This is a genomic window from Micromonospora sp. CPCC 205554 (assembly GCF_036902745.1).
GTDB classification, from domain to species: Bacteria; Actinomycetota; Actinomycetes; order Mycobacteriales; family Micromonosporaceae; genus Micromonospora; species Micromonospora tulbaghiae.
The window spans coordinates 132,753-153,312 of the sequence record NZ_JBAKHP010000013.1 but is presented as its reverse complement, the minus strand read 5'-3'; the positions used below and the strand labels follow the sequence as shown (position 1 = coordinate 153,312).

Below are 20,560 nucleotides of genomic sequence, written 5' to 3'. Positions count from 1 at the left end.
TCGACAAGCCAGAACCTAGGCAGGACAACGGCGTGCGCCATCAACGACGCGCCCAACCACCCATAGACACGTCACAAGACCCATAAATATGCCTCTCAGGCATATCGTTCCGAGCGATGAGGTTTCCGCGCAGGGGCGGGCCGTGGATCCCGGCGGCACACCGGGCGGCGGGGACGTTGGTAGGGTCCGCGGATGATCGTCAATCGTGGGGGTCGCGGTGACCTCTGACGCCACGACGCCCCCGGCCGCCGAGCCGCCCGCGTACGACCCCTGGTCGGCCATGCCGCCGGCCGTCGCGCCGCCCACCGCGCCGTTCCCCGCCCCGCCGGCCCCGCCGCACTCCGCACCGCCGTTCTCCGCCCCGCCGGCGCCGTTCTCCGCCCCGCCGTCCACCGCGCACTTCCCGGCCGCGCCGCAGTTCTCCGCGCCGCCCGCCCAGTTCTCCGCGCCGCCCGCCCAGTTCTCGGCGCCGCCTGCGCCGCCGGCCGGGGCGGTCGCGCCGTTCCACGGGTCGGCGGGCGCGCCCGGGCCGTACCCGCCGGCCGGGCCGGTGCCGCCCGCGCAGTCGGCCGTGGCGGTGCAGATCGCCGAGATCGTGGTGACGCCGCCGGTCATCCGTACCCCGGCCGGTGTCCTGCCGCTCGCCGGCGCCTCCTGGTACGTCACCGACTTCTGGCAGAAGGAGGAGAAGACCGCCCCGTGGGCCGTCGTCGCCGCGATCCTCGGCTTCTTCTGCCTGACCGTGTTCAGCCTCCTGTTCCTGCTGATCAAGGAGACGCGGCACTACGGCACCGTGCAGGTGACGGTGAGCAGCGGCGGGCACCAGTACGTCGCCCGGATCCCGGTGACCGACCAGTTCCAGGTGCAGCAGCTCAACAACCAGGTCAACTACGCGCGGTCGCTGTCGGCCGGCTGAGCCGTCAGCCGGTGACCCGGCCGGCGTGGATGGCGCGGACCGCGTCGATGGTGTCCGCCTCGGCGGCGGTCTTGTCGTCGCGGTAGCGCAGCACGCGCGCGAAGCGCAACGCCATCCCGCCCGGGTACCGGCTGCTGGTCTGCACCCCGTCGAAGGCGATCTCGACCACCTGTTCCGGCCGCACCCGCACCACCCAGTCGCCCTTCTCCACGGCGAGCGACAGGAACCGTTCGGTCTGCCAGCGCAGCAGCTCGTCGGTGAGCCCTTTGAAGGTCTTGCCGAGCATGACGAACTCGCCGGTGCGCGGATCGCGGGCGCCGAGGTGCAGGTTGGACAGCCAGCCCTCCCGCCGGCCGCTGCCCCACTCGACCGCGAGGACCACCAGGTCCAGCGTGTGCCGCGGCTTGACCTTGACCCAGGCCGAGCCGCGCCGGCCGGCGTCGTACGGCGCGGCCGGATCCTTGACCACCACGCCCTCCTGCCCGGCGTCGACCGCCGCGGCGAACGCCGCGGCTGCCTGCGCCACGTCGTCCACCTCGACCCGGTCGACCAGCAGCGACGCGTCGACCGCGCCGGCCAGGGCCGCCCACCGGTCCCGCCCGGGTGCGTCGATCAGGTCGGTCCCGTCGAGGTGCAGCAGGTCGAAGAAGTACGGCGTGAGCACCGGCTCGCCGGTGCGCTCGGCGGCGGCCAGCACGGCGGGCGCCACCTGCGTCGGCCCGGTGGTGCTGGGCGTGGTGCGGCGGGCCGCCCGGCTGGACGTCTCCTGGAACGGCAGCGGACGGCCGGCGGCGTCCAGCCCGATCGCCTCACCGTCGAGCACCAGCTCGCGGGCGGGCAGCGCGCGGACGGCGGCCACCACCTGGGGCAGCCGGCCGGTGATCTCGTCCAGGCTGCGGGTGAAGACGGCGATGTCCGGGCCGGAGCGGTGCACCTGGATTCGGATGCCGTCGAGCTTGACGTCGACCACCGCCGGCACGCCGGTGGCGGTCAGCGCCTCGTCGACCGAGGGCGCGCTCTGCGCCAGCATCGGCGCGAGCGGCCGACCCACCTGGAGCCCGAACCCGGCCAGCGCGGCGGCGCCGCCGGTGAGCGCCGCGACCGCCACCGCCCGCAGGTCACCGGCGAGCAGCAGGGCCCGCCGGACGGCCGTGACCGGTACGTCGGCGGCGCGCGCGACCGCGTCCGCCAGCAGCCCGGCCTGCGCGCCCTGGCGCAGCTCGCCCCGGAACAGGCCGGTCAGCAGGCGCTGCTCGTCGGCGGTGGCGGCGGCGAAGAGACGGCCGACCAGCTCCCGCCGCCGGGCCTGCGAACCGGCCCCGGCGACGCGGGAGATCTCCTCGATCGCCGCGTCGACAGCGGCGACTGTGAGCGTCGGCTCGGCGGCCGGCGGCGGCAGATCACGCAGGCCCGCCCAGCCGACACCGGTCTGACGCTGGCGCAGCTCACCGGCGAGGTAGCCGGCGCCGGCCGGGATCTCGCCCGGCTCCAGCCCCCGGAGCGCGGCGGCCAGCAGCTCCACCTTGGCCCGTCGGCCGCTGGTGGCCCCGACCGCGGCCGAGGTGGCCGCCAGCTCCGCGAAACGCACGCCCACATCCTGCCAGCCGCCTGTGACATCGGGGCGGATCCGGCGGCCCGGCACACCGCACGGGTGCGCCGGGCCGTCGGGCCGGCGGTCAGGCCGAGACGGGTTCCTCGATGCGCAGGCCGCGCCCGCGCACGCCCTCGGCGACCCGGGTGAGCAGCGCGTCGAGCGTGACCAGGGCGGCGGAGAGCTCGCCGATCTGTTCGTTGAGCGTGTCCTCGGACCACGCGGAGACGTCGACGTCCCCCAGAGCACGGACGGCGGCCTGGAGCCGCTCCATCTCGTCGTTCGTACGCATGTTCGAAAGGCTATAACACCCCGCCCGCCGACACACCACAAACTCCGACATCGGCCCCGAAGTTACGGTTTCGACACCTCAGGCGCGGTTTCCGGCCTCCGCCACCCGGGCCAGCAGCAGCGCCTCGGCCAGGCACACCCGGGCGAACTCGCCCAGGTGCAGGCTCTCGTTCGGACCGTGCGCCCGCGCGTGCGGGTCCTCCACACCGGTCACCAGGATCGCGGCCTGCGGGAACATCTCCTGGAACGTGGCGATGAACGGGATGGACCCGCCGACCCCGATGTCCACCGGGTCGGTGCCGTCCCAGGCCGTCCGGAACGCCGACCGGGCCGCGTCGAACATCGGCCCGGAGGCGTCGATGACGCACGGCGCGCCGTCGTGCTCGAAGGTCACCGACACCTGCGCACCCCACGGCGCGTGCCGCTCCAGGTGCGCGGTCAGGGCCGCGTACGCCTTCTTCGGGTCGTCGCCCGGCGCCAGCCGTACGCTCAGCTTCGCCTTTGCTGACGGCACCAGCGCGTTCGGGGCCTCGCCGGTGGCCGGCGCGTCCACGCCGAGGATCGCCAGCGCCGGCTTGGTCCAGAGCCGATCCGTGATCCGCCCGGTGCCGAACAGCTTCGCGCCGTCGACCAGGCCGGCCTCGGCCCGGAACCGGTCCTCCGGGTAGTCGACGGTGGCGCCCTCGCGGGCGGCCAGCCCGTCCACCGCGACGTCGCCGGCCTCGTCGTGCAGCGTGCCGAGCAGCTTCACCAGCGCGGTGAGCGCGTCCGGCACGGCGCCGCCGAACATGCCGCTGTGCACCGCGTGGTCGAGCGTGCGCACCTCCACGAAGCAGTTGACGATGCCGCGCAGCGAGGTGGTCAGCGCCGGCACGCCGACGTCCCAGTTGGTGGAGTCGGCGATCACGATGACGTCCGAGGTCAGGTCGTCGCGGTGCTCGGCGAGCAGCCGCTCCAGCGAGTCCGAGCCGTACTCCTCCTCGCCCTCGATGAACAGCACCACGCCGACCGGGAGCCGGTCGCCGAACGCGCGCAGCGCGGCGACGTGCGCCATGATGCCGGCCTTGTCGTCGGCGGCGCCGCGCCCGTACAGGCGGCCGTCGCGCTCCACCGGCTCGAACGGGTCCGACTCCCACAGCGACAGGTCGCCGACCGGCTGCACGTCGTGGTGCGCGTACATGAGCACGGTGGGGGCGCCGGGCGGGGCCGCCTTCGTGCCGATCACGGCCGGTTGGCCGCCGGAACGGACGATCCGCGTGTCGAGGCCGCAGCCGCGCAGCAGCTCCGCCACCGCCTCGGCGGAACGCTCCACGTGCGAGTGGTCGAAGCCCTCGAAGGCGATGCCCGGGATGCGGACGAGTCGCTCGAGGTCGGCACGGACGCCGGGCAGTTCCCGCTCGACGGCGGCCCGCACCTCGGACTCGGAGAGGATCGGAGTGGTCATGACCGGAATCGTATGCTGGCCTTACCCCGCCACGTCGCCCGAGCCCGATCGCCGCCCCGCGCGCACGTAGTAGCGGTCCCCGTCGTGCGGCAGGTCCGGGGCGCCGTCGACGACGAGGTCCACCGCTGCCGCCGTACCGTCGGTGGTGAAGTGCGCCCGCTCCCCCGCGTGCCAGCGGCGCAGCTCCGGCAGGATCTGCTCCCCGTCGCGGGCCAGCGCCCGGCGCAACCGCAGCTCGGCCGGCGCGGTGACCAGCACCGACAGCGTCAGCTCGGGACGTACCGCGGCGCGGGCGGCGCTCACCCCCTCGACGATCAGCACCGGTCCGGCCGGCACCGGCACCACCCGGTCCAGGAAGCGGCGGCGCACCCAGCTGTAGCGGCGGTACCCGCCCGCCCGGCCGGCCCGCAGCGGGCCGAGCACCTGCTCCTCCAGCCGGGTCCAGAACGTGAGCTGGTCGTCCCAGCCGTCGAGCAGGTCGTCGGTGTGCACGAGCGGCGGGCGGGCACCGCCCGCCCGCTCCGCGAGGGCGTCCGCGAGGCGCGTCGCGAACCGGCTCTTGCCCGCGCCGCTGGGCCCGTCGACGGCGACCAGCCGGGTACGCCCCAACCGCGCCGGACCGGCCAGCACCCGACGGGCCAACCCGGCGTACGCCTCGATCACTGCCACGTTCACCCGACCGACGCTAACGTTCCCCCGTCCGCTGGAAACTGCGACCCGGGCGGACCGTTTCGCCGAGCGGCGGCGCGCCGCGCTGGGCATCATCGGGGGGTGCTCCATGACGTGATGTGTCCGGGCGTCGACGCCCTCCTGGAACAGGCCCGCGCCGGTCTCCGCCGGCTCACCCCGCACGAGACCGTCGAGGCGGTCCGTGGCGGCGCGCTGCTGATCGACACGCGCACCGAGGCGCAGCGCCGCGAGGAGGGTGAGCTGCCCGGCGCGATCGTCATCGACCGCACGGTGCTGGAGTGGCGGCTCGACCCGGCCAGCGCGTGGCGCATACCGGAGGCCACCGGCTACGACCGCGAGATCGTCGTGGTGTGCCGGGAGGGGTACAGCTCCAGCCTGGCCGCCGCCAGCCTCCAGACGCTGGGGTTGCGGCAGGCCACCGACATGATCGGCGGGGTGCAGGGCTGGCGGGAGGCCGGGCTGCCGATGTCCGACCGCCCGGCCGACGTGCGCTACTGAGCCCTCGCGGTCGGCGCTGAGGCTCGCGGTCCGAGCCGGGTCGCACGACCGGCGACGGCCGGTGGAACGGCCCCTTATGCCGGTGGCGCGCCGGGTGGTACGAACGGCAGTCCCGGCGGTGGGCCGGACTCGATCAGCCGCCACAGCGCGTCGGTGTCGAGGTGCTCCTCCACCAGGTCGCCCAGCAGGTCCAGCGTCCCCTCCCGGGCCGCCACGAAGGACGTGTCCGGCGCGACCTTGAAGCCGCTCCGGCCGGACGCCTCCGCGACCTCGGTCAGGAACCGGCGGCGGAACGCGTCGGAGGAGAAGGCGCCGTGCCAGTGCGTGCCGTACACGGTGCCGAGTCGTGCGCCCTCGCCGGTGCCGTCGGCGTAGCGCAGCAGCGGCGCGAGGCCCGGGTCGGCGGCCGAGACCCGGCCGTGGTGGATCTCGTAGCCGTGGACCGGCACGTCACCGGCGGCGGTGCCCTCGGCCCGGCGGACCGTCTTGCGGGGCTCGAAGGTGATCTCGACGGGCAGCAGCCCGAGGCCGGGTACGGTGCCCCGGCGACTCTCCACCGCGTCGTGGATCGCCCGGCCCAGCATCTGGAAGCCGCCGCAGATGCCGAGCAGCGGCCGTCCGGCGGCGGCGTGCGCCCGGACCGCGTCGGCCAGGCCGGTCTCCCGCAGCCAGGCGAGGTCGGCGACTGTCGACTTGGTGCCGGGGAGCACCACCAGGTCGGCGGCGGCCAGTTCGGCCGGCTCGACGGTGAGGCGTACCCGCACACCCGGCTCGGTCGCGAGGGCCTCCACGTCGGTGGCGTTGCTGATCCGGGGCAGCCGGACCACCGCGACGTCGAGCCAGTCGGTGCCCCGGGGTGCGGGCGGCCGGCCGAGCACCCGCCCGTACGCGAGCGAGTCCTCCGCGTCCAGCCACAGGTCCAGTGCCCAGGGCACCACCCCGTACGTCGGGCGGCCGGTGACGCCGCGCAGCATGTCCAGGCCCGGCTGGAGCAGACCCCGGTCGCCCCGGAACTTGTTCACCACGAACCCGGCCACGAGCGCCTGGTCGGCCGCGTCGAGCAGGGCGACGGTGCCGAACATCGAGGCGAACACGCCGCCCCGGTCGATGTCGCCGACCACGATCGTGGGCAGCCCGGCCTGCCGCGCCAGACCCATGTTGACGTAGTCGCCGTCGCGCAGGTTGATCTCGGCGGGGCTGCCCGCGCCCTCGCAGATCACCACGTCGTACTCGGATCGCAGCTCGGCCAGCGCCGCGTACGCCGTGGTGGCGAGCCGGGACCGCACCTCGTGGTAGTTGCCGGCGGTGACCGTGTCGACCGCCTCGCCGAGCAGCACCACCTGACTCGCGTGGTCGCTGCCCGGCTTGAGCAGCACCGGGTTGAAACGCAGGTCGGCTTCGAGCCCGCAGGCTGCGGCCTGCATCGCCTGGGCGCGGCCCAGTTCACCTCCGCGACCGTCCGGGCCGACCACCACGGCGGAGTTGTTCGACATGTTCTGCGCCTTGAACGGGGCGACCCGGACTCCGCGGCGGCGCAGCCACCGGCAGATGCCGGCGGTGAGCACGCTCTTACCGGCGTCGGAGGTGGTGCCGGCGACCAGCAGCCCGCCGCTCACCGCCCGTTCCTCCGGCGCCCGCTGCCCGCCTCGGCCGCGCTGCCCGAGGCGCGAGCCGCCCGGCTGAGGACGCCCAGCGCGGCGCGGCCGGTGGCGCCGGCCAGGCGGCCGACCGTCACCGGATAGAGCGCGGCCAGGCCGAGCGCGGCCACACCCACCGCGCCGGAGATCCGGGCGGCCCGCTTGAGGTGCCGCGCCTCGGGGCGAGGGCCGTCACCGAGGAAGGGCCGGGTCTCGGCGCGGCCGAAGTAGACGTTGCGCCCACCGAGCCGGACGCCGAGCGCGCCCGCCATGGCCGCCTCGCACTGACCGGCGTTCGGGCTCGGGTGGTCGGCCCGGTCCCGCCGCCACACGTGCCAGGCGGCGGCGCGGTCCCCGTGGGCCACCGGCGCGACAGCCACCGTGAGCAGCCCGGTGAGCCGGGACGGCACGAGGTTCAGCGCGTCGTCCAGCCGGGCCGCCGGGGTGCCGAAGCGGGCGTACCGGGGCGAACGATGGCCGACCATCGCGTCGAGCGTGTTCGCCGCCCGGTAGCCGAGCAGGCCGGGCAGACCCGCGACGGCGCCCCAGACCAGCGGGGCGACCACGGCGTCCGAGGTGTTCTCGGCGACCGATTCGACTGTGGCGCGGGCGAGTTCGGGCTCGTCGAGGGCGGACGGGTCGCGCCCGCACAGGTTGCCCAGGCGGGCCCGGGCGGCGGGCAGGTCGGCCCGGCCGAGTGCCCGCGCCATCACCCGGGACTCGTGCCGCAGCGTGCGCCCGCCGAGCACCGTCCAGGTGCCGGCGGCCACCAGCGTGGCCCGCGCGATCGGATGACGGCGGGTCGCCAGCGCGGCGGCGACGCCGAGCAGGACCGGCGCGCCGACGGCGAGCGCCGTGAACACGGTGCCGGCCGCCCGGTCGGGGCGGTAGACCCGCCGTTCCAGCGCACCGGCCGCCGTGCCGAAGCCGGCCACCGGATGCCACCGGCGGGGATCGCCGAGCAGGGCGTCGAGCGCGTAGCCCGCCACCATCCCGGTCGCGTTCGCCATGGCGGTCGCCTGCCGCACCCGTCACCACCTCCGGCCGGCCAGCCTAGTCGTACCGCGGGGTGGTGACGCCGACGTCACCACCCCGCGCCCCCGTCGGACGAAGGGTCAGGCGGGCACCGGGGTCCGCCGACGACCGCGGCGCACCGACGCGGTCCCGCCGGGCCCGCCCGGGCTCGCGCCGACCGGCTCGCCCTCACCTGGCCCGGAACCACCCGGTCCGCCGGCCTCCGGCGGTGCGACCTCGCCCAGCTCGTCGTCCTCGACCGGTGCCGGCCCGTCGTCCGCGACGTCGCCCAGCTCGTCCTCCTCCTCTGCCGGGCCGCCCGAACCGGCGTCGAAGCCGGTGGCCTGCCGCACACCGGCGCGGGCGTCGAACGGGTCGGGCTCGCCCACCCGCTCGACGGTGCCGGCCGGCCCGCTCCGGCCGCTTCCGTACTCCGGCGGCGGGAAGTCGTCGTCGAAGGGCCGGTCGTCGAACGTCGCCGGGGCCTGCGCGTCCGGCACCGGCTCGGTCGCCTCGCCGTGCACCCGCTGCTCGGCCTCCGCGTCCTCGACGGTGCTGGTGGCCGCGCGGGGCTGGTTGCGCAGGAAGCGGGCCCGGCCCCGGGACAGGTCGTGCCCGACGGCGACCGCCTCCAGCTCGTAGAGCGTGCGGTGGGTGCCCGCCTCGTCGGTCCAGTCCCGGGTGTAGAGGCGGCCGGCGACGATCACCGGATCACCGACCGCCACCGAGGCGGCCACCCCCTCGGCGAGGCGGCGCCAGCAGTTGACGCGTACCCGAAGGCTGTTGCCGTCGACCCAGCGGCCGCTGTCGCGGTCGAGCCGGCGGGCGGTCGAGGCGACCTTGAAGTTGGCCACCAGCGTTCCGCTCTGCGTGGTCCGGCGCCACTCCGGCGCGGTCAGCACGTTGCCGACGATCGTCACGTACGTATCGAACATCGCCCCTCCCAGGGATCGACTTGTCCCGGGAAGCGTCGGCCGACCGCCCCGCCCGGACCACCCGCCCGCCCGGTGCCTGTGGATGACGGACCGCCGTGTGGACAACCCCCTGATCAAGGTCCCGATCTGCTAGGCCGACCGGCCCTACGTGCCTGACCTGGGACGACGCATGATCGAAAGGAGCCGGCAGGCAGGCGTTCGGGAATCGCGCCGGTTGGGTAAGTACTTGATCAACCGAGAGAAAGGGAGCTCCCATGCTTCTCCGAGACGTCCGCGAGGCAGCGCGATGAGCGCCGTGGCGAACCCCGCGACCGTGGCCGAGTGCCTGCGGGTCGGCGCCGGGTTCTCCCAGGGCGACCGCAACTGGATCGCCGAGCAGTTCGCGACCCTGGACGCCCGGCTCGCCGGCTTCCACGCCGACGCCACCGAGCTGGAGGTGTCCGTCAAGGATCGCGAGGCGCGGGGCCAGAAGGTGACCCTGGAGTGCTGGATCGCCGGGCGGCAGAAGATCGTCACCACCTCCGCCGAGGAGGATCTGCACGCCGCGCTCAACGACGTCCGGGACGACCTGCGCCGCAAGCTCAACGACGCGAAGACCCGGCAGGAGCCGCGCCACAACAAGCACCTGCGCGCCGTCGACCAGCCCGAGGGCACCCCGCTGCAGGACGCCGAGCGCGAGGACGCCGAGACCGTCTGAGGCCCGTATACCCCCGTCCGTCCGGTGCGGGCGGGCGGGGGCTACCGCCGGGTAGCTCGGCGGCGTACCGTCGCGGTCGTGGAACCGGACGTGCTGGGCGCCCCCTACGAGCGGCGGACGATCGACCTGGGCACCGACGACGAGGGGCAGGTGGTCGCGACCCTGGTGCGGCGGCGGGCCGACCGCCCGACCGGCCGCGCCGTGCTGTACGTGCACGGCTTCGTCGACTACTTCTTCCAGACCCACGTGGCCGACTTCTTCGCCGAGCGCGGCTGGGACTTCTACGCGCTCGACCTGCGCAAGTACGGCCGCAGCCTGCTCCCGCACCAGACCCCGAACTTCTGCCGCGACCTGAGCGACTACTTCCCCGAGCTGGACGCCGCCGCGGAGATCATCCGCGCCGAGGAGGGCCACGACACCCTGCTCGCCATGGGCCACTCGACCGGCGGCCTGATCGTCTCGCTCTGGGCGAACGACCGCCGCGACGCCGGCCTGGTCGACGGCATCGTGCTCAACAGCCCCTTCTTCGACATCAACGCGCCCTGGATGGTCCGCCGGCCCCTCGCGGCCGCCGTCTCCCGCCTGGGCCGCAGGGCGCCGCGCCGCGTGCTGCCCTTCGGCCTGGGCACGGTGTACGGCGAGAGCCTGCACGCCGACCACCGGGGCGAGTGGCGGTACGACCTGGCCTGGAAGCCGCTCGCCGGGTTCCCGGTCCGGGCGGGCTGGATCAACGCGATCCGCGCCGGTCAGCGCCGCCTGCGGGCCGGGCTGGACATTCCGGTGCCGGTGCTGCTCGCCTGCTCCACGCGCAGCTTCCGGGGCACGAAGTGGCACGACAGCGCCACCGGCGCCGACGCCGTGCTCGACGTCGAGCACATGGTGCGCTGGGCGCCGCGCCTCGGCCGGCACGTCACCCTGGCCCGCTTCGACGGCGGGCTGCACGACCTCACGCTGTCCAGTCCCGGCGTACGCGAGAAGGTCTTCGCGGAGGTCGGACGATGGGCGGAAGGGTTCCTGCGTGCCGGGCCGACCGAACCGGAGCCCACGACGCCGCCGTCACCGCGGCGGCCGGCCGACGCGACCGCCGAGGGCTGAGCCCCGCCGCCGCGCCGCAGGGACGCCCGGCTCAGTCGGCCGTCCCGTCAGGGCGGCCGGCTCAGTCGGCGGCGACGGCCGTGAGCGCGGAGCGGATCCGGTCGAAGGTGGCGATCGGGTGACCGCCGGCCTGCGGCGGCAGCACCACGCCCAGGCAGCGCAGCGCGGGCCCGCCGTCCGGCCCGGCCTCGACCGCGAACACGGGCGCGCCCACGTAGCCCGCGGGCAGCTCCGCCGTGACCCGCACCTCGCCGCCGTCCCGGGCGACCCGCTCGACCACCGCCTCCAACGGCCGCGACCCGCCGTCGCCGACGCCCAGGGCCAGCACGAACGCCGAGGCGGGCGCCGTCCCGATCCGGGCGACCGAGTCGGCCGGCGCGGCCACCGCCTCGGTGACCTGCTGGGTACGCCAGCGCCAGCCGCGGTCGTCGGCGTAGCCGTGCAGACCGCCGGTCGGCATCGCGGCGAGCCCCAGTTCCGGCAGGTGCAGCCAGTGGTCGGCGAAACCGGGCAGGTCGATCGGCTCGTCCGCCCCCTCCGCCGGGTCGGTGACGCTGGGCCGCAACCCGATCTCGCCGTACGCGCGGCCGGTGAGCGCGTCGGCGGTGAGCAGCCACTCGTGCGCGATCTCGCCGTCGTCGGTGGCACCGACGAGTTCGCTGTAGAAGAAGGCGGTGCCGAGGACGCCGGGCGGTGTGCCCGGTCCGTCCGAGCCGGTGAGGGGCAGGATGGCCCGCCCGAGGAGCTGACACAGCTCGAAGACGATCTCGTTCTCGGTTTCCTGGTCGAGCAGCATCCGACGAGGGTACGGATCGCGTCCCGCCGGCCCGCGCCGGACCCGCCGGAACTGTGGTGCCGGTCCGGGCCCCGGCGTGGGACGCTGAGGGGCGGAACGGACGCGCCGACCCGTACCCCCGGGGACACGGGGAGCGGCGGTACCCTCTTGGCGCGACGACCGTCGGCGCGCGCCCGTAGCTCAGCGGATAGAGCAGGGGACTTCTAATCCCAAGGCCGCAGGTTCGAATCCTGCCGGGCGCACCACACTCCGTTCTGCTCGGCGGCTCGTCAGACCGATTCGGGGGCAGAGGGCCGCACGGCTACTGCAGCATCGACCTGTAGCGTTGCCCGGCGTCGCTGATCGGGCGGTAGCGCTCGTCGGCCGCGGCTGCGTGCAGTGCGGCCAAGAGCTCGTCTGCGGGCGGCAGATCGAGCGCTTTCCGGAGTCGATCCCGTTCCATGTCGAGCTGCGGCCAGTCATCGCGAATGTCGTGGTCCGCCTGGGCCAGCCACTCCCGCAGCTTGCTGCCGTCGTCACCGAAGGGTTTCGCGGTCGCGTCGTAAAGGCTGGGCAGCCCGACGACGAGTGCCGGCGCGTCACGAATGGACATGGCGACAAGTCCGCCTTCGCCTTCCGAGCCCACGTACACGACTGGTCGTCGACCACCTGAACCGACCAGCATGAATGCTCCGCCGGCCAGGTGAACCGGCTCGACCGGACCGTGTGCCGCCCGGGCGACGTCGAAGTCGAACTGCCCTCAGCGACAGCCGTTTCCACGCGGATCCGGCCGTGGATAGGACGCAGGGACTACCCTCCCTGGATGGCCATTTCGTCGCACCTGGCCCGGCTGGACTGGTTCACCCCACCGCAACTGGCGGATGCCGTTCTCAACCGCTTCTCCCGGGCTCTGCTGCGGGCCACCGGCCACCTGGCCGGTTGACGGCGACCGCTTCTCCCGGGCAACTCCGGCCGGCGATCGGCGGGAAGGCCCGACCAACCTCCCCGGGCGGTACACCTAGCCCTCTGCCGACTGGCGACCCGCGAATCGGCTCCACAGCCGGGCCTCGGCCGACAACCGCGCGAACACCTCCTCCTTCGCTGCGCCGTACTGGGCCCGACTGTGGGGGTGCAGCTCGGCTGCACGTCTCTTTGCCGCCTCGTAGCGGCGGGCAGCGTCCGGAGTGGCCGCGAGGTAGGCGCGGAAGACCCGGTTCGCCTGCGGCACCAGGGACATGACGCCGAAGACGTGCAGGTGGTGGCTTCGCTTCCCGGCCGTGTCCTTCGCGAAGAACAAGTGCTCGTCGTCGTCCGGGAAGGCCAACGGACGATAGACGTACCCGAGCTGTTCGAGTGGCCGGACGTCGGCGGTGACCGCACCTACCTCGGGTACCACCACCAGGATGTCGATGATGGGTTTGGCAGCCAGTCCGGGAACGCTTGTGGAACCGAAATGCTCGACGCTGAGCGCCGCGGGCAGCGCCTCCGACAACAGCCGTTGCTCGATCTTGAATCGCGCGGGCCAGGCCGGGTCGTAGGGCACCACCTCGACTACGGGCGCGTCGTCGCTCACGTCGGTCACCGTAGTGGCTGGCACTCTCTACCGACCGAGGGACGGGGACAGGGTCGGCTGAACGTCGCTCAGGCCGCCGCCAGCGCCGCCAGGGCGCGGTCCATCGCGGCGTTGAACTCCTCCGGGGTCAGCGTCAGCCGGGACTTGACGTCGCGGCTCCACTGGTCGGCGAGGACCTCGGCAGCATCCGCCTCGACGCCGTCGAGCGCCACGTCGGCGAGATCCGACGGCGCGATCTTGTCCACGGGCCAGCCGGCGGACATGTCGGTGTCGGCCAGGCCGAGGTGCACCGCTGTCACGAGCGTGCCCTGGTCGGCGAGTTCCAGGCGTACGCCGTTCGTCATCGCCCACGCGGCGGCCTTGGTCAGGTGGTACGCGCCGGCGCCCCTGGTCCCGAACCACGACATGGCGGAGAGCACGTTCACGATCGCGCCGCCGCCGTTGCGGGCGAGTGCCGGCGCGAACGCCCGGATCATCTCCAGGTGGCCGAGTACGTTGGTCTCCACCTCGTGCCGCACCGCGTCCAGCGAGCCGGTCACCAGGTCGGTTCCGGTCTGGATCCCGGCGTTGTTGACGAGCAGCGTGACGTCCGGGGCGGCAGCGGCGACGGTACGTACCGACGCGGGACTGGTGATGTCGAGAGGCAGCACCTCGACGCCGGGCAGGTCGACGGTCTCCGGCCGGCGGGCCGTCGCGTAGACCTTGCGGGCGCCGCGTTCGAGCAGGCACTGGGCGAAGGCGCGGCCCAGTCCGCGGTTGGCTCCGGTGACGAGGGCGATCGAGTCGTTGATGTCCATGGCAGGTACGCTAAAACCTGACGTTGACGTCAGAGGCAAGTGTTGACCGCCGGGATCGGGGTGAGAGGGGTCACCATGACCGAGCCGCTGATCCGCATCGGTGAGGTGGCGCGGGGTGCCGGTGTGTCGGTGCGCGCCGTGCGCTACTACGAGGAGCAGGGCCTCCTCTTCCCCAGGCGCAGCGCGTCCGGCCGGCGCCTCTACCGACCGGACACGGTCACTCTGGTCCGCTTCATCCAGCAGATGTACGCGGCGGGCCTGACCAGCAGCCGGATCGCGGAACTCCTGCCGTGCTGGGACTCCGGGCACACCGACCCCGCGCAGCGGGCCATGCTGCGCGCCGAGCGCGAGCGCATCCAGGCCAAGGTCGACGACCTGCGGGCCGCGCTGGACCGCCTCGACGAGGTCATCGCCATCACCGATTCGCACCCGTAGGCGCGATCGCCGCGCAACGGGGGACGTCGGTCGACTACGGACGGGCGTTCTCGTGGGCGGCACGCAACGCGCCGACGACCGCCAGCCCTGCGCCGCCGAGAGCGACAGCCGTCTCCACTGCCGAGGACACCTCAAGGGCGCTTCCTGGGGAAGCACCCACGCTCACCATGATTCCCGGTTGCAGAAAGGCGTCCCTGGCGGGCTCGACAAACGTCCACCAGCTCGCCCACGCGGAGGCGAGGTCCGCGCAGGCCCGCACGGCGACCACCGCCAGCAGGACCATCCCCGCCGTGAGGAGCCCGCGCCGGTCGCCCCGCCATCCGGACCACGCCAGCACCCCGGCGGTCACGAGCGCGGCGAGCAACGCCAGCTGCAGCGCCAGGAGCAACTCGGTCAGCGGCGGGTCGCCGGGCGTCGCCGCCACGCTCAGCCCGCACCAGACGAGCACGGCCACCGCCAGGACCGTCGTCACCACACCCCGCCGTCCGCCGCGTGCCGGCAACGCCGGCACGGCAACGGAAAGCAGGAGTACGCCGAGCGCCAAGCCCCACGCGGTCAGGCGTTGCTGGTCCAGGCCCTCCCGCAGGCTCTCCACAAGGTACGTCCGCGTCGCCGCCTGGCTCCCCCGCGGCTCGCCCGCGTCAGCCACCCGTTCTCGGTACCAGAGCAGGTTCGCCGCTGCCACCAGGGCGAACACCCCGGCACCGGCGGCGACGCCCCACCGCACCCGGGGCGTACCGGAGTCCGTGAGCGCGTGGCCGCACAGCGCCGCGAGCGTGACCACGGCCCAGAGAAGCGACGCGTCCGGCATGGCGAGCAGCGCCGCTCCGACCGACAGCAGGCCGGCCACGACCGCGGCGACTCCCAGGCTCGGCGACAGACGCATGGCGCAGAGAGTGGCACAGGAATCCCGACCACGTTGACCCGCCGGCTTCGTCGGCGGTCTCCGGCATGATCGCGTGCGCCGCCGGACGTGGCGGCGACGAGCGGGATCACCGGGAGGCAGCATGGGCGCATCGGGCTGGGACTACTTCGCGGCGTACCCGCCGGACGCCCAGGCCGCGCTTGACGAACTGCGCCGGCAGGTCTTCGAGACGCTCAAGCCCCTGGCGGAGCAGCGCTGGTTCGGCCGGTACGCCGTGCTGCACGACGACGCGGGCGCTCCGAGTGAGCTCTACTTCTGGGGATTCTCCGGGGACTAGCGTGCCGTCCCGGCCAGCAGCCACCGTCGGACTGGCACCTCCAGCAGCACCCGGTCACTGTCCGGCGTGACCGGCTGCCGGATGTCCCATCCCCCGTACTTCTCGGCGAACGCCGCGACGATCCCGGGCGGGAAGTCGGCGCGGTGCACGCGGGCGTCGCCCTCCGCGACGACCGGGTGGACGCCGTCCTCCAGGGCGAGCGAGACGCGGGGGTCGGCCGCCACGTTGCGGGCCTTGACGCTTCGCCCCTCGCAGCCGATCCACCAGACGCCGTCGGCGTAGACGAACCACACCGGCGTGACGTGTGGGGAGCCGTCCCGGCGCAGCGTGCAGAGCCAGACGTTGCGGTCGCGGGCGAGCCGGTCCTCGACGGCCGGCGGAAGCGGTGTGGTGGGAGATGAGGCCATGCGGCAAGTGGATCAGGTGCGCGCGGAGGCGCGCTACCGGCTCACTCGCAGATCCGCCACTCCCCGTCTTCCTTGACCAGCGGGAACGACTGCGTCACGTTGGTGCCGACCGCCGGCGTGAAGCGGATGGTCGTCGACCCGCTCACCCGCCCGTTGTTGTTCGAGACGTTCAGCCCGGTGATCTCGTAGCCGGTGAACTCCGGCTGGGAGGACTGCTGCCGGGTGAAGTCCGCCTCGCTGACCCGGTCGCGCACCGAGGAGCAGAACTGCCGGTACGCGGCGGGATAGTCGCGGTCCACGATGGCCTCGGCGAACGTCTCCGCTGTGGACCGGGCCGGGCCGGTGGCTTCCTGCACGGCCCGGAAGAGGAAGAAGCCGGCCAGCACACCGCCGGAGCAACAGATCGCCAGCACCACGCCGAGCACGATGAACAGGGTTCGCTTGGACTTCTTCGGCGGCACCATGGCCGGCTGGTATGCCATACCCCGCAGGGTAGGAAACGTCGGCAACCCGTAAACCGGATGCTGCGGCTCCGCTTCTCGGCGACCATCGATCGATGCCCGCACACCGCCCGGCCGAACCGGACATCCGTCGCTACTACACCGAGGTCTACGTCGAGGCCGACCGGCTGGAACGGTCACCGCAGGGCCGGCTGGAGGCACGGCGTACCCGTGATCTGCTCGCCCGGCTGCTACCAGCCGCACCCGCGGACGTGCTGGACGTCGGCGGCGGTCCCGGGGCGTACGCGGGTCCGCTCGCCGCGGCCGGTTACCGGGTGCACCTGGTCGACCTGGTGCCCGCGCACGTGGCGGCGGCGCGGTCCGCGTATCCGCTGGTGACCGCCTCGGTGGGGGACGCCCGCGCGGTGCCGTCGCCCGACGCGGCGGCGGACGCGACGCTGCTGCTCGGCCCGCTCTACCACCTGCCGCGGCAGGCCGACCGGGTGGCGGCGCTGCGCGAGGCGGCGCGGGTGACCCGGCCGGGCGGGACGATCGTGGCGGCGGCGATCAGCCGCCACGCCGCACTGATCGACCTGAGCGTGCAGGGCCGCCTGGACGAGGACAACCGGCGGTTGCTGCGCGCCGAGTACGAGACCGGGGTGAACGATCCGCGCACCGGCTTCACGACGGCGTTCTTCCACCGGCCGGAGGAACTGGCCGCCGACTTCGTCGCGGCCGGACTGCCCACCCCTGAGGTGTACGGGGTGGAGGGTCCGCTGTGGCCGGTGCTGAACGCGCTCGGCACCGGGTCGCACGAGCGGTTGTTCGCCGACGCGGTGGCCTGCGCCGAGACGTTCGAGCGGGACGCGGCGATCCTCGGCGCCAGCGCCCACCTGCTCGCCGCCGCGCGCCGCTGACCGTCGGGCCGGACGCCGCCTGCTTTACGCCGGAGCGAAACTCGTCAAGCACCAAGGGTGACCAGTTGCGACAAACCATGTTATTCTCCAGCGTCAATCTATGCCGCGCGGACCCGGCCGGGTCGCTGCCGGAAGGACATTCCCCCGATGCCGGTCGCTGCCGCCATGCCCCTGTCACGGGCCCCGCTGGCCCGTCCGGCGGGTGACGCGCTCAGCCTGATCTTCACCACCCTGCCGGCGCTGCTGCGGCTCACCTGCGGCCTGGTCGGCGCGGTGGTCGCGCTGTCGGTGCGTACGCCGCCGGTGCGGGTGGCGCTGCTGATCCCCGCGGTCGTCGTGCTGACCGCCTGGTCGGTCTGGTACGCGTTCCGCGCGTTCCGCCACGGCATCGGCGGCGCGCTGGTCGCCGGTGACGTGGCGCTGACCACCGCCGCCGCGCTCGCCGTCCCGTGGCTCGTCGCGCCGGAGGTACTGCCGGGCGAGGCGAGCTGGATCGCGGTGCTGGCCAGCTCGACCGTCATCAACGCGCAGGCCACCGCCCCGGCCCGCTGGTCCGTGCCGGCCGGTCTGCTGGTCACCGCCGCGTACGTCACCGGCACCACGCTGGCCGGCAACCCGGTCGAATCGCGCGCGCACGCCGGGACGCTGCTGGTGCAGACCGGAAGCGCGGCGGTGATGACGGCGGTGATGCGCCGCCGGATCGCCCGCGCCGACGCCGCCTTCGCCGACTACCAGCGGCTGTCCCACGAGGCGGTGGTGGCGCGCGCCGCCCGCGAGGACGAACGGCGCCAGAACCGCGACCTGCACGACACGGTGCTGGGCACGCTCACCATGGTCGGCCTCGGCGCCGTACCCGACTCGGCGACGTTGCGCGAGCGGTGCGCGGACGACCTGCGTACCCTCATCGCCCTGGCGGGCACGCGGACCGCGACCGCGGCCGGCGAGGCCGACCTGGACGAACGGCTGCGCGAGGTGCTCGCGGGGACGCCCGGGCCGGCGGTGACCGCGACGCTTGCGCCGTGCCGGCTGCCGGCGGAGGTCGCCACGGCGCTCGCCGACAGCGCCGCCGCCGCGCTGGCGAACGTGGCACGGCACGCGCCGGGCGCGGCCGCGTCGCTGCGCCTGGCCCGCGAGGGAGGCACCGTCGTGGTCGAGGTGGTCGACGACGGTCCCGGTTTCGACCCGTCCACGGTCCCGGCTCACCGGTACGGGCTGCGCGAGTCGATCCACGGGCGGATGAGCACTGTGGGCGGCCGGGCGATGGTGACCTCCGCCCCTGGCGCCGGCACCCGGATTCGGCTGGAGTGGTCCGATGGCGAGTGAGTCGGGTACGGCCGTGGCGGCTGGCTCCGCGCTGCGCGCGCTGCCCCGGCCGCGGACGGCGACGCGCTCCGCGTCGGCCACGGCCCCGCCGCAGGCGCACGCGGTGGCCGACGCGTCCGACGGCGGCGCGCGGATCGCCGCGATCGTCATCGCGGCGGCCTGGCACCTGGCGGTGGCGCTGCCGGCCGTGTTGCAGGCCGGGCCGGGGATGGCCTTCCCGGCCGTGGTGGCGACGGGCTGGCTGGTGACCGCGCTGGTCGGGGTGGGGGCCGGTGTACGGCTGCTGCGCGGCGGGCTGCCGGCGGCCGGGCCGCTGGCCGCGGTGCTGCTGGTGGTCGACGCGGCGGTGGTCGCGGGAGCCGGCGACCGGTTCCTGTTCAGCACCGCCAACTGGGTGTGGGGCGGCCTGGCCTGGTTCTTCCTGCTGGTGCTCTGGCAGCGGCCGGTGCGCCGGCTGCTGGTCATGCTCGCCGCGCACGGCACGATCGCGCTGGCGGCGGTGGTGCTGTACGGGGCGACCGCACCGGCCGACCTGAGCCGGGCCGCGATGTACGTCTACGGCACCTCCACCCTGCCGGTGGCGGTCTTCGTCGGCGCGGCGGCGCTCACCGCGCAGGCCCGGGACCGGGCGGCCACCGCCGCCGCGACGCTCGCCGTGGCGGCGGAGCAGGAGGCGGCCGAGCGGGCCCGCACCGAACGGCAGGCACGGCTGGCCCTGGTCAGCGGCACCGCCGAGGAGGTGCTGGCCGAACTGGCGGCGGGCGACGCCGACCCGGCCGACCCGGCGGTACGGCGGCGCGCGGTGCTGGCGGCGGCCCGGCTGCGCCGGCTCATCGCCGAGTCCGACGACGTGCCGGACGCGCTGCTGCACGAACTGCGCGCGGCGGCCGACCTGGCCGAGCGCAACGGACTGCCGATCGACCTGGTGTCGGTCGGCACGCCACCGGACCTGCCGGTGGAGATCCGGCGCGGGCTGGCCGACCCGCTCACCGCGGCGCTCGCCGCCGCCGAGGGCTGGGCCCGGCTCACGGTGGTGGCGGGCCCGGACGAGGTGGTGGTCAGCCTGGTGACACCGGATCACGACGGCCCGGACGAGCCGGCGACCGGCGGGGACGGGCCGGTGGAACACCTGCACGAGCGGGACGGGGAGATCAGATGGACGCAGACCCGCTGGCGGCGGACGTGAACGCCGGCACCCCGATCGGGGTGGCGATCGTGGACGACCATCCGGTGGTGATCGACGGGGTGCGCGCCTGGCTGGCCGGGGAGCCCCGGTTGCGCGTGCTGGCCACCGGCGACGACCCGGACGAGGTGCTGCGGGCCGCGCCGGACGCCGAGGTGGTGCTGCTCGACCTGCGCCTGCACGGCCGGATGGTGCTGGACAAGCTGGCCGAGCTGAGCGCGGCCGGACGCCGGGTGGTCGTCTACTCCGAGCACAGCGACCCGCGGACCATGCTCGCCGCGCTCGACGCCGGGGCGGTCGCGTTCCTGGCCAAGCACGAGGGGCGCGAGCACTGCGTGGCCACCGTGCTGGCGGCGGCGAACGACCGGCCGTACGTGCCGCCGGCGCTGGCCGGCGCGATGGTCGGTGACGCCCGCCCGGATCGCCCGTCCCTGTCGGACAAGGAGCGCGAGGCGCTGCTGCTGTGGTTCCAGTCGATGTCGAAGGCGTCGGTGGCGCGCCGGATGCAGATCAGCGAGCACACCGTGAAGCAGTACGTCGACCGGGCGCGGATCAAGTACACCCGAGCGGGGCGTCCGGCCGCCACGAAGGCCGCACTACTCGCCCGGGCGATCGAGGACGGACTCGTCCGACCGGAAGATATCGGCATCTACCGGTCGCAGGCCTCGGCCGACCGGCCGACCCCCTAACAGGTGTCATG

Annotated in this window: 23 protein-coding genes, 1 tRNA gene and 1 pseudogene; 11 read left to right on the top strand and 14 right to left on the bottom strand. The window is 74.4% G+C overall.

The genetic code is table 11. From position 1 onward, the window contains the following. Window positions 1–217: 217 nt before the first annotated feature. Window positions 218–916 (top strand): hypothetical protein, encoded by a 699-nt coding sequence (locus tag V6U82_RS18965; RefSeq protein WP_334462981.1) that lies wholly within the window; start codon window positions 218–220, stop codon window positions 914–916. Between the two features lie 4 nt (window positions 917–920). Here the strand turns inward: V6U82_RS18965 and V6U82_RS18960 are convergent, their stop codons facing one another. From V6U82_RS18960 to V6U82_RS18945, 4 genes are all read right to left on the bottom strand, one after another. Continuing rightward, a complete protein-coding gene (locus tag V6U82_RS18960) occupies window positions 921–2,504 on the bottom strand; it encodes an ATP-dependent DNA ligase (protein ID WP_334462979.1) in 1,584 nt (527 codons plus the stop codon). 88 nt (window positions 2,505–2,592) lie between these two features. After that, window positions 2,593–2,799, bottom strand: coding sequence for a hypothetical protein (locus V6U82_RS18955; protein WP_030273275.1), 207 nt, complete (start codon window positions 2,797–2,799; stop codon window positions 2,593–2,595). A gap of 78 nt (window positions 2,800–2,877) precedes the next feature. Next, window positions 2,878–4,242, bottom strand: coding sequence for a dipeptidase (locus V6U82_RS18950; protein WP_128138528.1), 1,365 nt, complete (start codon window positions 4,240–4,242; stop codon window positions 2,878–2,880). Window positions 4,243–4,263: 21 nt separating this feature from the next. After that, the gene (locus V6U82_RS18945; RefSeq protein WP_442933449.1) at window positions 4,264–4,917 is read right to left on the bottom strand and encodes a uridine kinase family protein; all 654 of its coding nucleotides are present in this window, start codon (window positions 4,915–4,917) and stop codon (window positions 4,264–4,266) included. A 111-nt stretch (window positions 4,918–5,028) separates the two neighbouring features. On the opposite strand from V6U82_RS18945, the gene V6U82_RS18940 reads away from it, so the two are divergent. Then, window positions 5,029–5,430 (top strand): rhodanese-like domain-containing protein, encoded by a 402-nt coding sequence (locus V6U82_RS18940; protein ID WP_013288093.1) that lies wholly within the window; start codon window positions 5,029–5,031, stop codon window positions 5,428–5,430. A 73-nt stretch (window positions 5,431–5,503) separates the two neighbouring features. Here the strand turns inward: V6U82_RS18940 and V6U82_RS18935 are convergent. The 3 genes and pseudogenes from V6U82_RS18935 to ssb all read right to left on the bottom strand — a co-directional run. Beyond that, a pseudogene (locus V6U82_RS18935) lies at window positions 5,504–7,046 on the bottom strand (cobyric acid synthase); the annotation flags it as partial. Further along, window positions 7,043–8,095, bottom strand: a complete 1,053-nt coding sequence (locus tag V6U82_RS18930; protein WP_442933448.1) for a cobalamin biosynthesis protein — start codon at window positions 8,093–8,095, stop codon at window positions 7,043–7,045. The gene V6U82_RS18930 and the pseudogene V6U82_RS18935, both read right to left, overlap by 4 nt. An 87-nt stretch (window positions 8,096–8,182) precedes the next feature. After that, on the bottom strand, window positions 8,183–9,016 hold the full coding sequence (gene ssb, locus V6U82_RS18925; RefSeq protein WP_334462974.1) for a single-stranded DNA-binding protein: 834 nt from the start codon (window positions 9,014–9,016) through the stop codon (window positions 8,183–8,185). A gap of 286 nt (window positions 9,017–9,302) precedes the next feature. Between ssb and V6U82_RS18920 the strand changes: the two genes are divergently transcribed. Together V6U82_RS18920 and V6U82_RS18915 are read left to right on the top strand one after the other, a co-directional pair. After that, window positions 9,303–9,713 (top strand): HPF/RaiA family ribosome-associated protein, encoded by a 411-nt coding sequence (locus V6U82_RS18920; protein ID WP_334462972.1) that lies wholly within the window; start codon window positions 9,303–9,305, stop codon window positions 9,711–9,713. Between the two features lie 78 nt (window positions 9,714–9,791). Next, window positions 9,792–10,808 carry an alpha/beta hydrolase gene (locus V6U82_RS18915; protein ID WP_334462970.1) on the top strand — a complete coding sequence of 339 codons (1,017 nt, stop codon included), beginning with the start codon at window positions 9,792–9,794 and terminating at the stop codon, window positions 10,806–10,808. 61 nt (window positions 10,809–10,869) lie between these two features. Here the strand turns inward: V6U82_RS18915 and V6U82_RS18910 are convergent, their stop codons facing one another. After that, window positions 10,870–11,604: a hypothetical protein gene (locus V6U82_RS18910; protein WP_334462968.1), complete on the bottom strand. Its 735-nt coding sequence runs from the start codon at window positions 11,602–11,604 to the stop codon at window positions 10,870–10,872. Between the two features lie 169 nt (window positions 11,605–11,773). On the opposite strand from V6U82_RS18910, the gene V6U82_RS18905 reads away from it, so the two are divergent. After that, a tRNA-Arg gene (locus V6U82_RS18905) sits at window positions 11,774–11,849 on the top strand. A gap of 56 nt (window positions 11,850–11,905) precedes the next feature. Here the strand turns inward: V6U82_RS18905 and V6U82_RS18900 are convergent. From V6U82_RS18900 to V6U82_RS18890, 3 genes are all read right to left on the bottom strand, one after another. Beyond that, a complete protein-coding gene (locus V6U82_RS18900) occupies window positions 11,906–12,268 on the bottom strand; it encodes a hypothetical protein (RefSeq protein ID WP_334462966.1) in 363 nt (120 codons plus the stop codon). A gap of 333 nt (window positions 12,269–12,601) precedes the next feature. Beyond that, complete coding sequence (locus V6U82_RS18895; RefSeq protein ID WP_334462964.1) at window positions 12,602–13,156, bottom strand: GrpB family protein; 555 nt, start codon at window positions 13,154–13,156, stop codon at window positions 12,602–12,604. Between the two features lie 68 nt (window positions 13,157–13,224). After that, window positions 13,225–13,953 carry an SDR family oxidoreductase gene (locus V6U82_RS18890; RefSeq protein ID WP_334462962.1) on the bottom strand — a complete coding sequence of 243 codons (729 nt, stop codon included), beginning with the start codon at window positions 13,951–13,953 and terminating at the stop codon, window positions 13,225–13,227. A 75-nt stretch (window positions 13,954–14,028) separates the two neighbouring features. Here V6U82_RS18890 and V6U82_RS18885 point away from each other — a divergent pair, with 75 nt between their 5' ends. Then, entirely contained in the window at window positions 14,029–14,388 is a 360-nt protein-coding gene (locus V6U82_RS18885; protein WP_334462960.1) for a MerR family transcriptional regulator, read from the top strand. Between the two features lie 34 nt (window positions 14,389–14,422). Here V6U82_RS18885 and V6U82_RS18880 read toward each other — a convergent pair whose 3' ends face one another. Continuing rightward, window positions 14,423–15,274, bottom strand: a complete 852-nt coding sequence (locus V6U82_RS18880; protein WP_334462958.1) for an aminopeptidase — start codon at window positions 15,272–15,274, stop codon at window positions 14,423–14,425. 121 nt (window positions 15,275–15,395) lie between these two features. Between V6U82_RS18880 and V6U82_RS18875 the strand changes: the two genes are divergently transcribed. Further along, complete coding sequence (locus V6U82_RS18875) at window positions 15,396–15,590, top strand: hypothetical protein (protein WP_128138286.1); 195 nt, start codon at window positions 15,396–15,398, stop codon at window positions 15,588–15,590. On the opposite strand, the gene V6U82_RS18870 is transcribed toward V6U82_RS18875, so the two are convergent. Then, window positions 15,587–15,997 carry a TIGR03618 family F420-dependent PPOX class oxidoreductase gene (locus V6U82_RS18870; protein WP_334462956.1) on the bottom strand — a complete coding sequence of 137 codons (411 nt, stop codon included), beginning with the start codon at window positions 15,995–15,997 and terminating at the stop codon, window positions 15,587–15,589. The genes V6U82_RS18875 and V6U82_RS18870 overlap by 4 nt on opposite strands. A gap of 41 nt (window positions 15,998–16,038) precedes the next feature. Then, window positions 16,039–16,479: an Rv0361 family membrane protein gene (locus V6U82_RS18865; RefSeq protein ID WP_334462953.1), complete on the bottom strand. Its 441-nt coding sequence runs from the start codon at window positions 16,477–16,479 to the stop codon at window positions 16,039–16,041. 74 nt (window positions 16,480–16,553) lie between these two features. Between V6U82_RS18865 and V6U82_RS18860 the strand changes: the two genes are divergently transcribed. From V6U82_RS18860 to V6U82_RS18845, 4 genes are all read left to right on the top strand, one after another. Then, window positions 16,554–17,354, top strand: a complete 801-nt coding sequence (locus tag V6U82_RS18860) for a class I SAM-dependent methyltransferase (protein ID WP_334462951.1) — start codon at window positions 16,554–16,556, stop codon at window positions 17,352–17,354. A 147-nt stretch (window positions 17,355–17,501) separates the two neighbouring features. Beyond that, window positions 17,502–18,677, top strand: coding sequence for an ATP-binding protein (locus tag V6U82_RS18855; RefSeq protein ID WP_334462948.1), 1,176 nt, complete (start codon window positions 17,502–17,504; stop codon window positions 18,675–18,677). After that, on the top strand, window positions 18,667–19,863 hold the full coding sequence (locus tag V6U82_RS18850) for a hypothetical protein (RefSeq protein ID WP_334462946.1): 1,197 nt from the start codon (window positions 18,667–18,669) through the stop codon (window positions 19,861–19,863). The genes V6U82_RS18855 and V6U82_RS18850 overlap by 11 nt, the downstream gene beginning before the upstream one ends. After that, window positions 19,833–20,549 (top strand): response regulator transcription factor, encoded by a 717-nt coding sequence (locus V6U82_RS18845; protein WP_334462945.1) that lies wholly within the window; start codon window positions 19,833–19,835, stop codon window positions 20,547–20,549. The genes V6U82_RS18850 and V6U82_RS18845 overlap by 31 nt, the downstream gene beginning before the upstream one ends. Window positions 20,550–20,560 lie beyond the last annotated feature (11 nt).

Bases quoted from the DNA above. Each gene is read 5' to 3' on its own strand.
- V6U82_RS18955 (WP_030273275.1), bottom strand. From the start codon at position 2,799: ATGCGTACGAACGACGAGATGGAGCGGCTCCAGGCCGCCGTCCGTGCT.
- V6U82_RS18950 (WP_128138528.1), bottom strand. From the start codon at position 4,242: ATGACCACTCCGATCCTCTCCGAGTCCGAGGTGCGGGCCGCCGTCGAG.
- V6U82_RS18940 (WP_013288093.1), top strand. From the start codon at position 5,029: ATGTGTCCGGGCGTCGACGCCCTCCTGGAACAGGCCCGCGCCGGTCTC.
- ssb (WP_334462974.1), bottom strand. From the start codon at position 9,016: ATGTTCGATACGTACGTGACGATCGTCGGCAACGTGCTGACCGCGCCG.
- V6U82_RS18920 (WP_334462972.1), top strand. From the start codon at position 9,303: ATGAGCGCCGTGGCGAACCCCGCGACCGTGGCCGAGTGCCTGCGGGTC.
- V6U82_RS18910 (WP_334462968.1), bottom strand. From the start codon at position 11,604: ATGCTGCTCGACCAGGAAACCGAGAACGAGATCGTCTTCGAGCTGTGT.
- V6U82_RS18900 (WP_334462966.1), bottom strand. From the start codon at position 12,268: ATGCTGGTCGGTTCAGGTGGTCGACGACCAGTCGTGTACGTGGGCTCG.
- V6U82_RS18890 (WP_334462962.1), bottom strand. From the start codon at position 13,953: ATGGACATCAACGACTCGATCGCCCTCGTCACCGGAGCCAACCGCGGA.
- V6U82_RS18885 (WP_334462960.1), top strand. From the start codon at position 14,029: ATGACCGAGCCGCTGATCCGCATCGGTGAGGTGGCGCGGGGTGCCGGT.
- V6U82_RS18880 (WP_334462958.1), bottom strand. From the start codon at position 15,274: ATGCGTCTGTCGCCGAGCCTGGGAGTCGCCGCGGTCGTGGCCGGCCTG.
- V6U82_RS18875 (WP_128138286.1), top strand. From the start codon at position 15,396: ATGGGCGCATCGGGCTGGGACTACTTCGCGGCGTACCCGCCGGACGCC.
- V6U82_RS18870 (WP_334462956.1), bottom strand. From the start codon at position 15,997: ATGGCCTCATCTCCCACCACACCGCTTCCGCCGGCCGTCGAGGACCGG.
- V6U82_RS18865 (WP_334462953.1), bottom strand. From the start codon at position 16,479: ATGGCATACCAGCCGGCCATGGTGCCGCCGAAGAAGTCCAAGCGAACC.
- V6U82_RS18860 (WP_334462951.1), top strand. From the start codon at position 16,554: ATGCCCGCACACCGCCCGGCCGAACCGGACATCCGTCGCTACTACACC.
- V6U82_RS18855 (WP_334462948.1), top strand. From the start codon at position 17,502: ATGCCGGTCGCTGCCGCCATGCCCCTGTCACGGGCCCCGCTGGCCCGT.
- V6U82_RS18850 (WP_334462946.1), top strand. From the start codon at position 18,667: ATGGCGAGTGAGTCGGGTACGGCCGTGGCGGCTGGCTCCGCGCTGCGC.
- V6U82_RS18845 (WP_334462945.1), top strand. From the start codon at position 19,833: ATGGACGCAGACCCGCTGGCGGCGGACGTGAACGCCGGCACCCCGATC.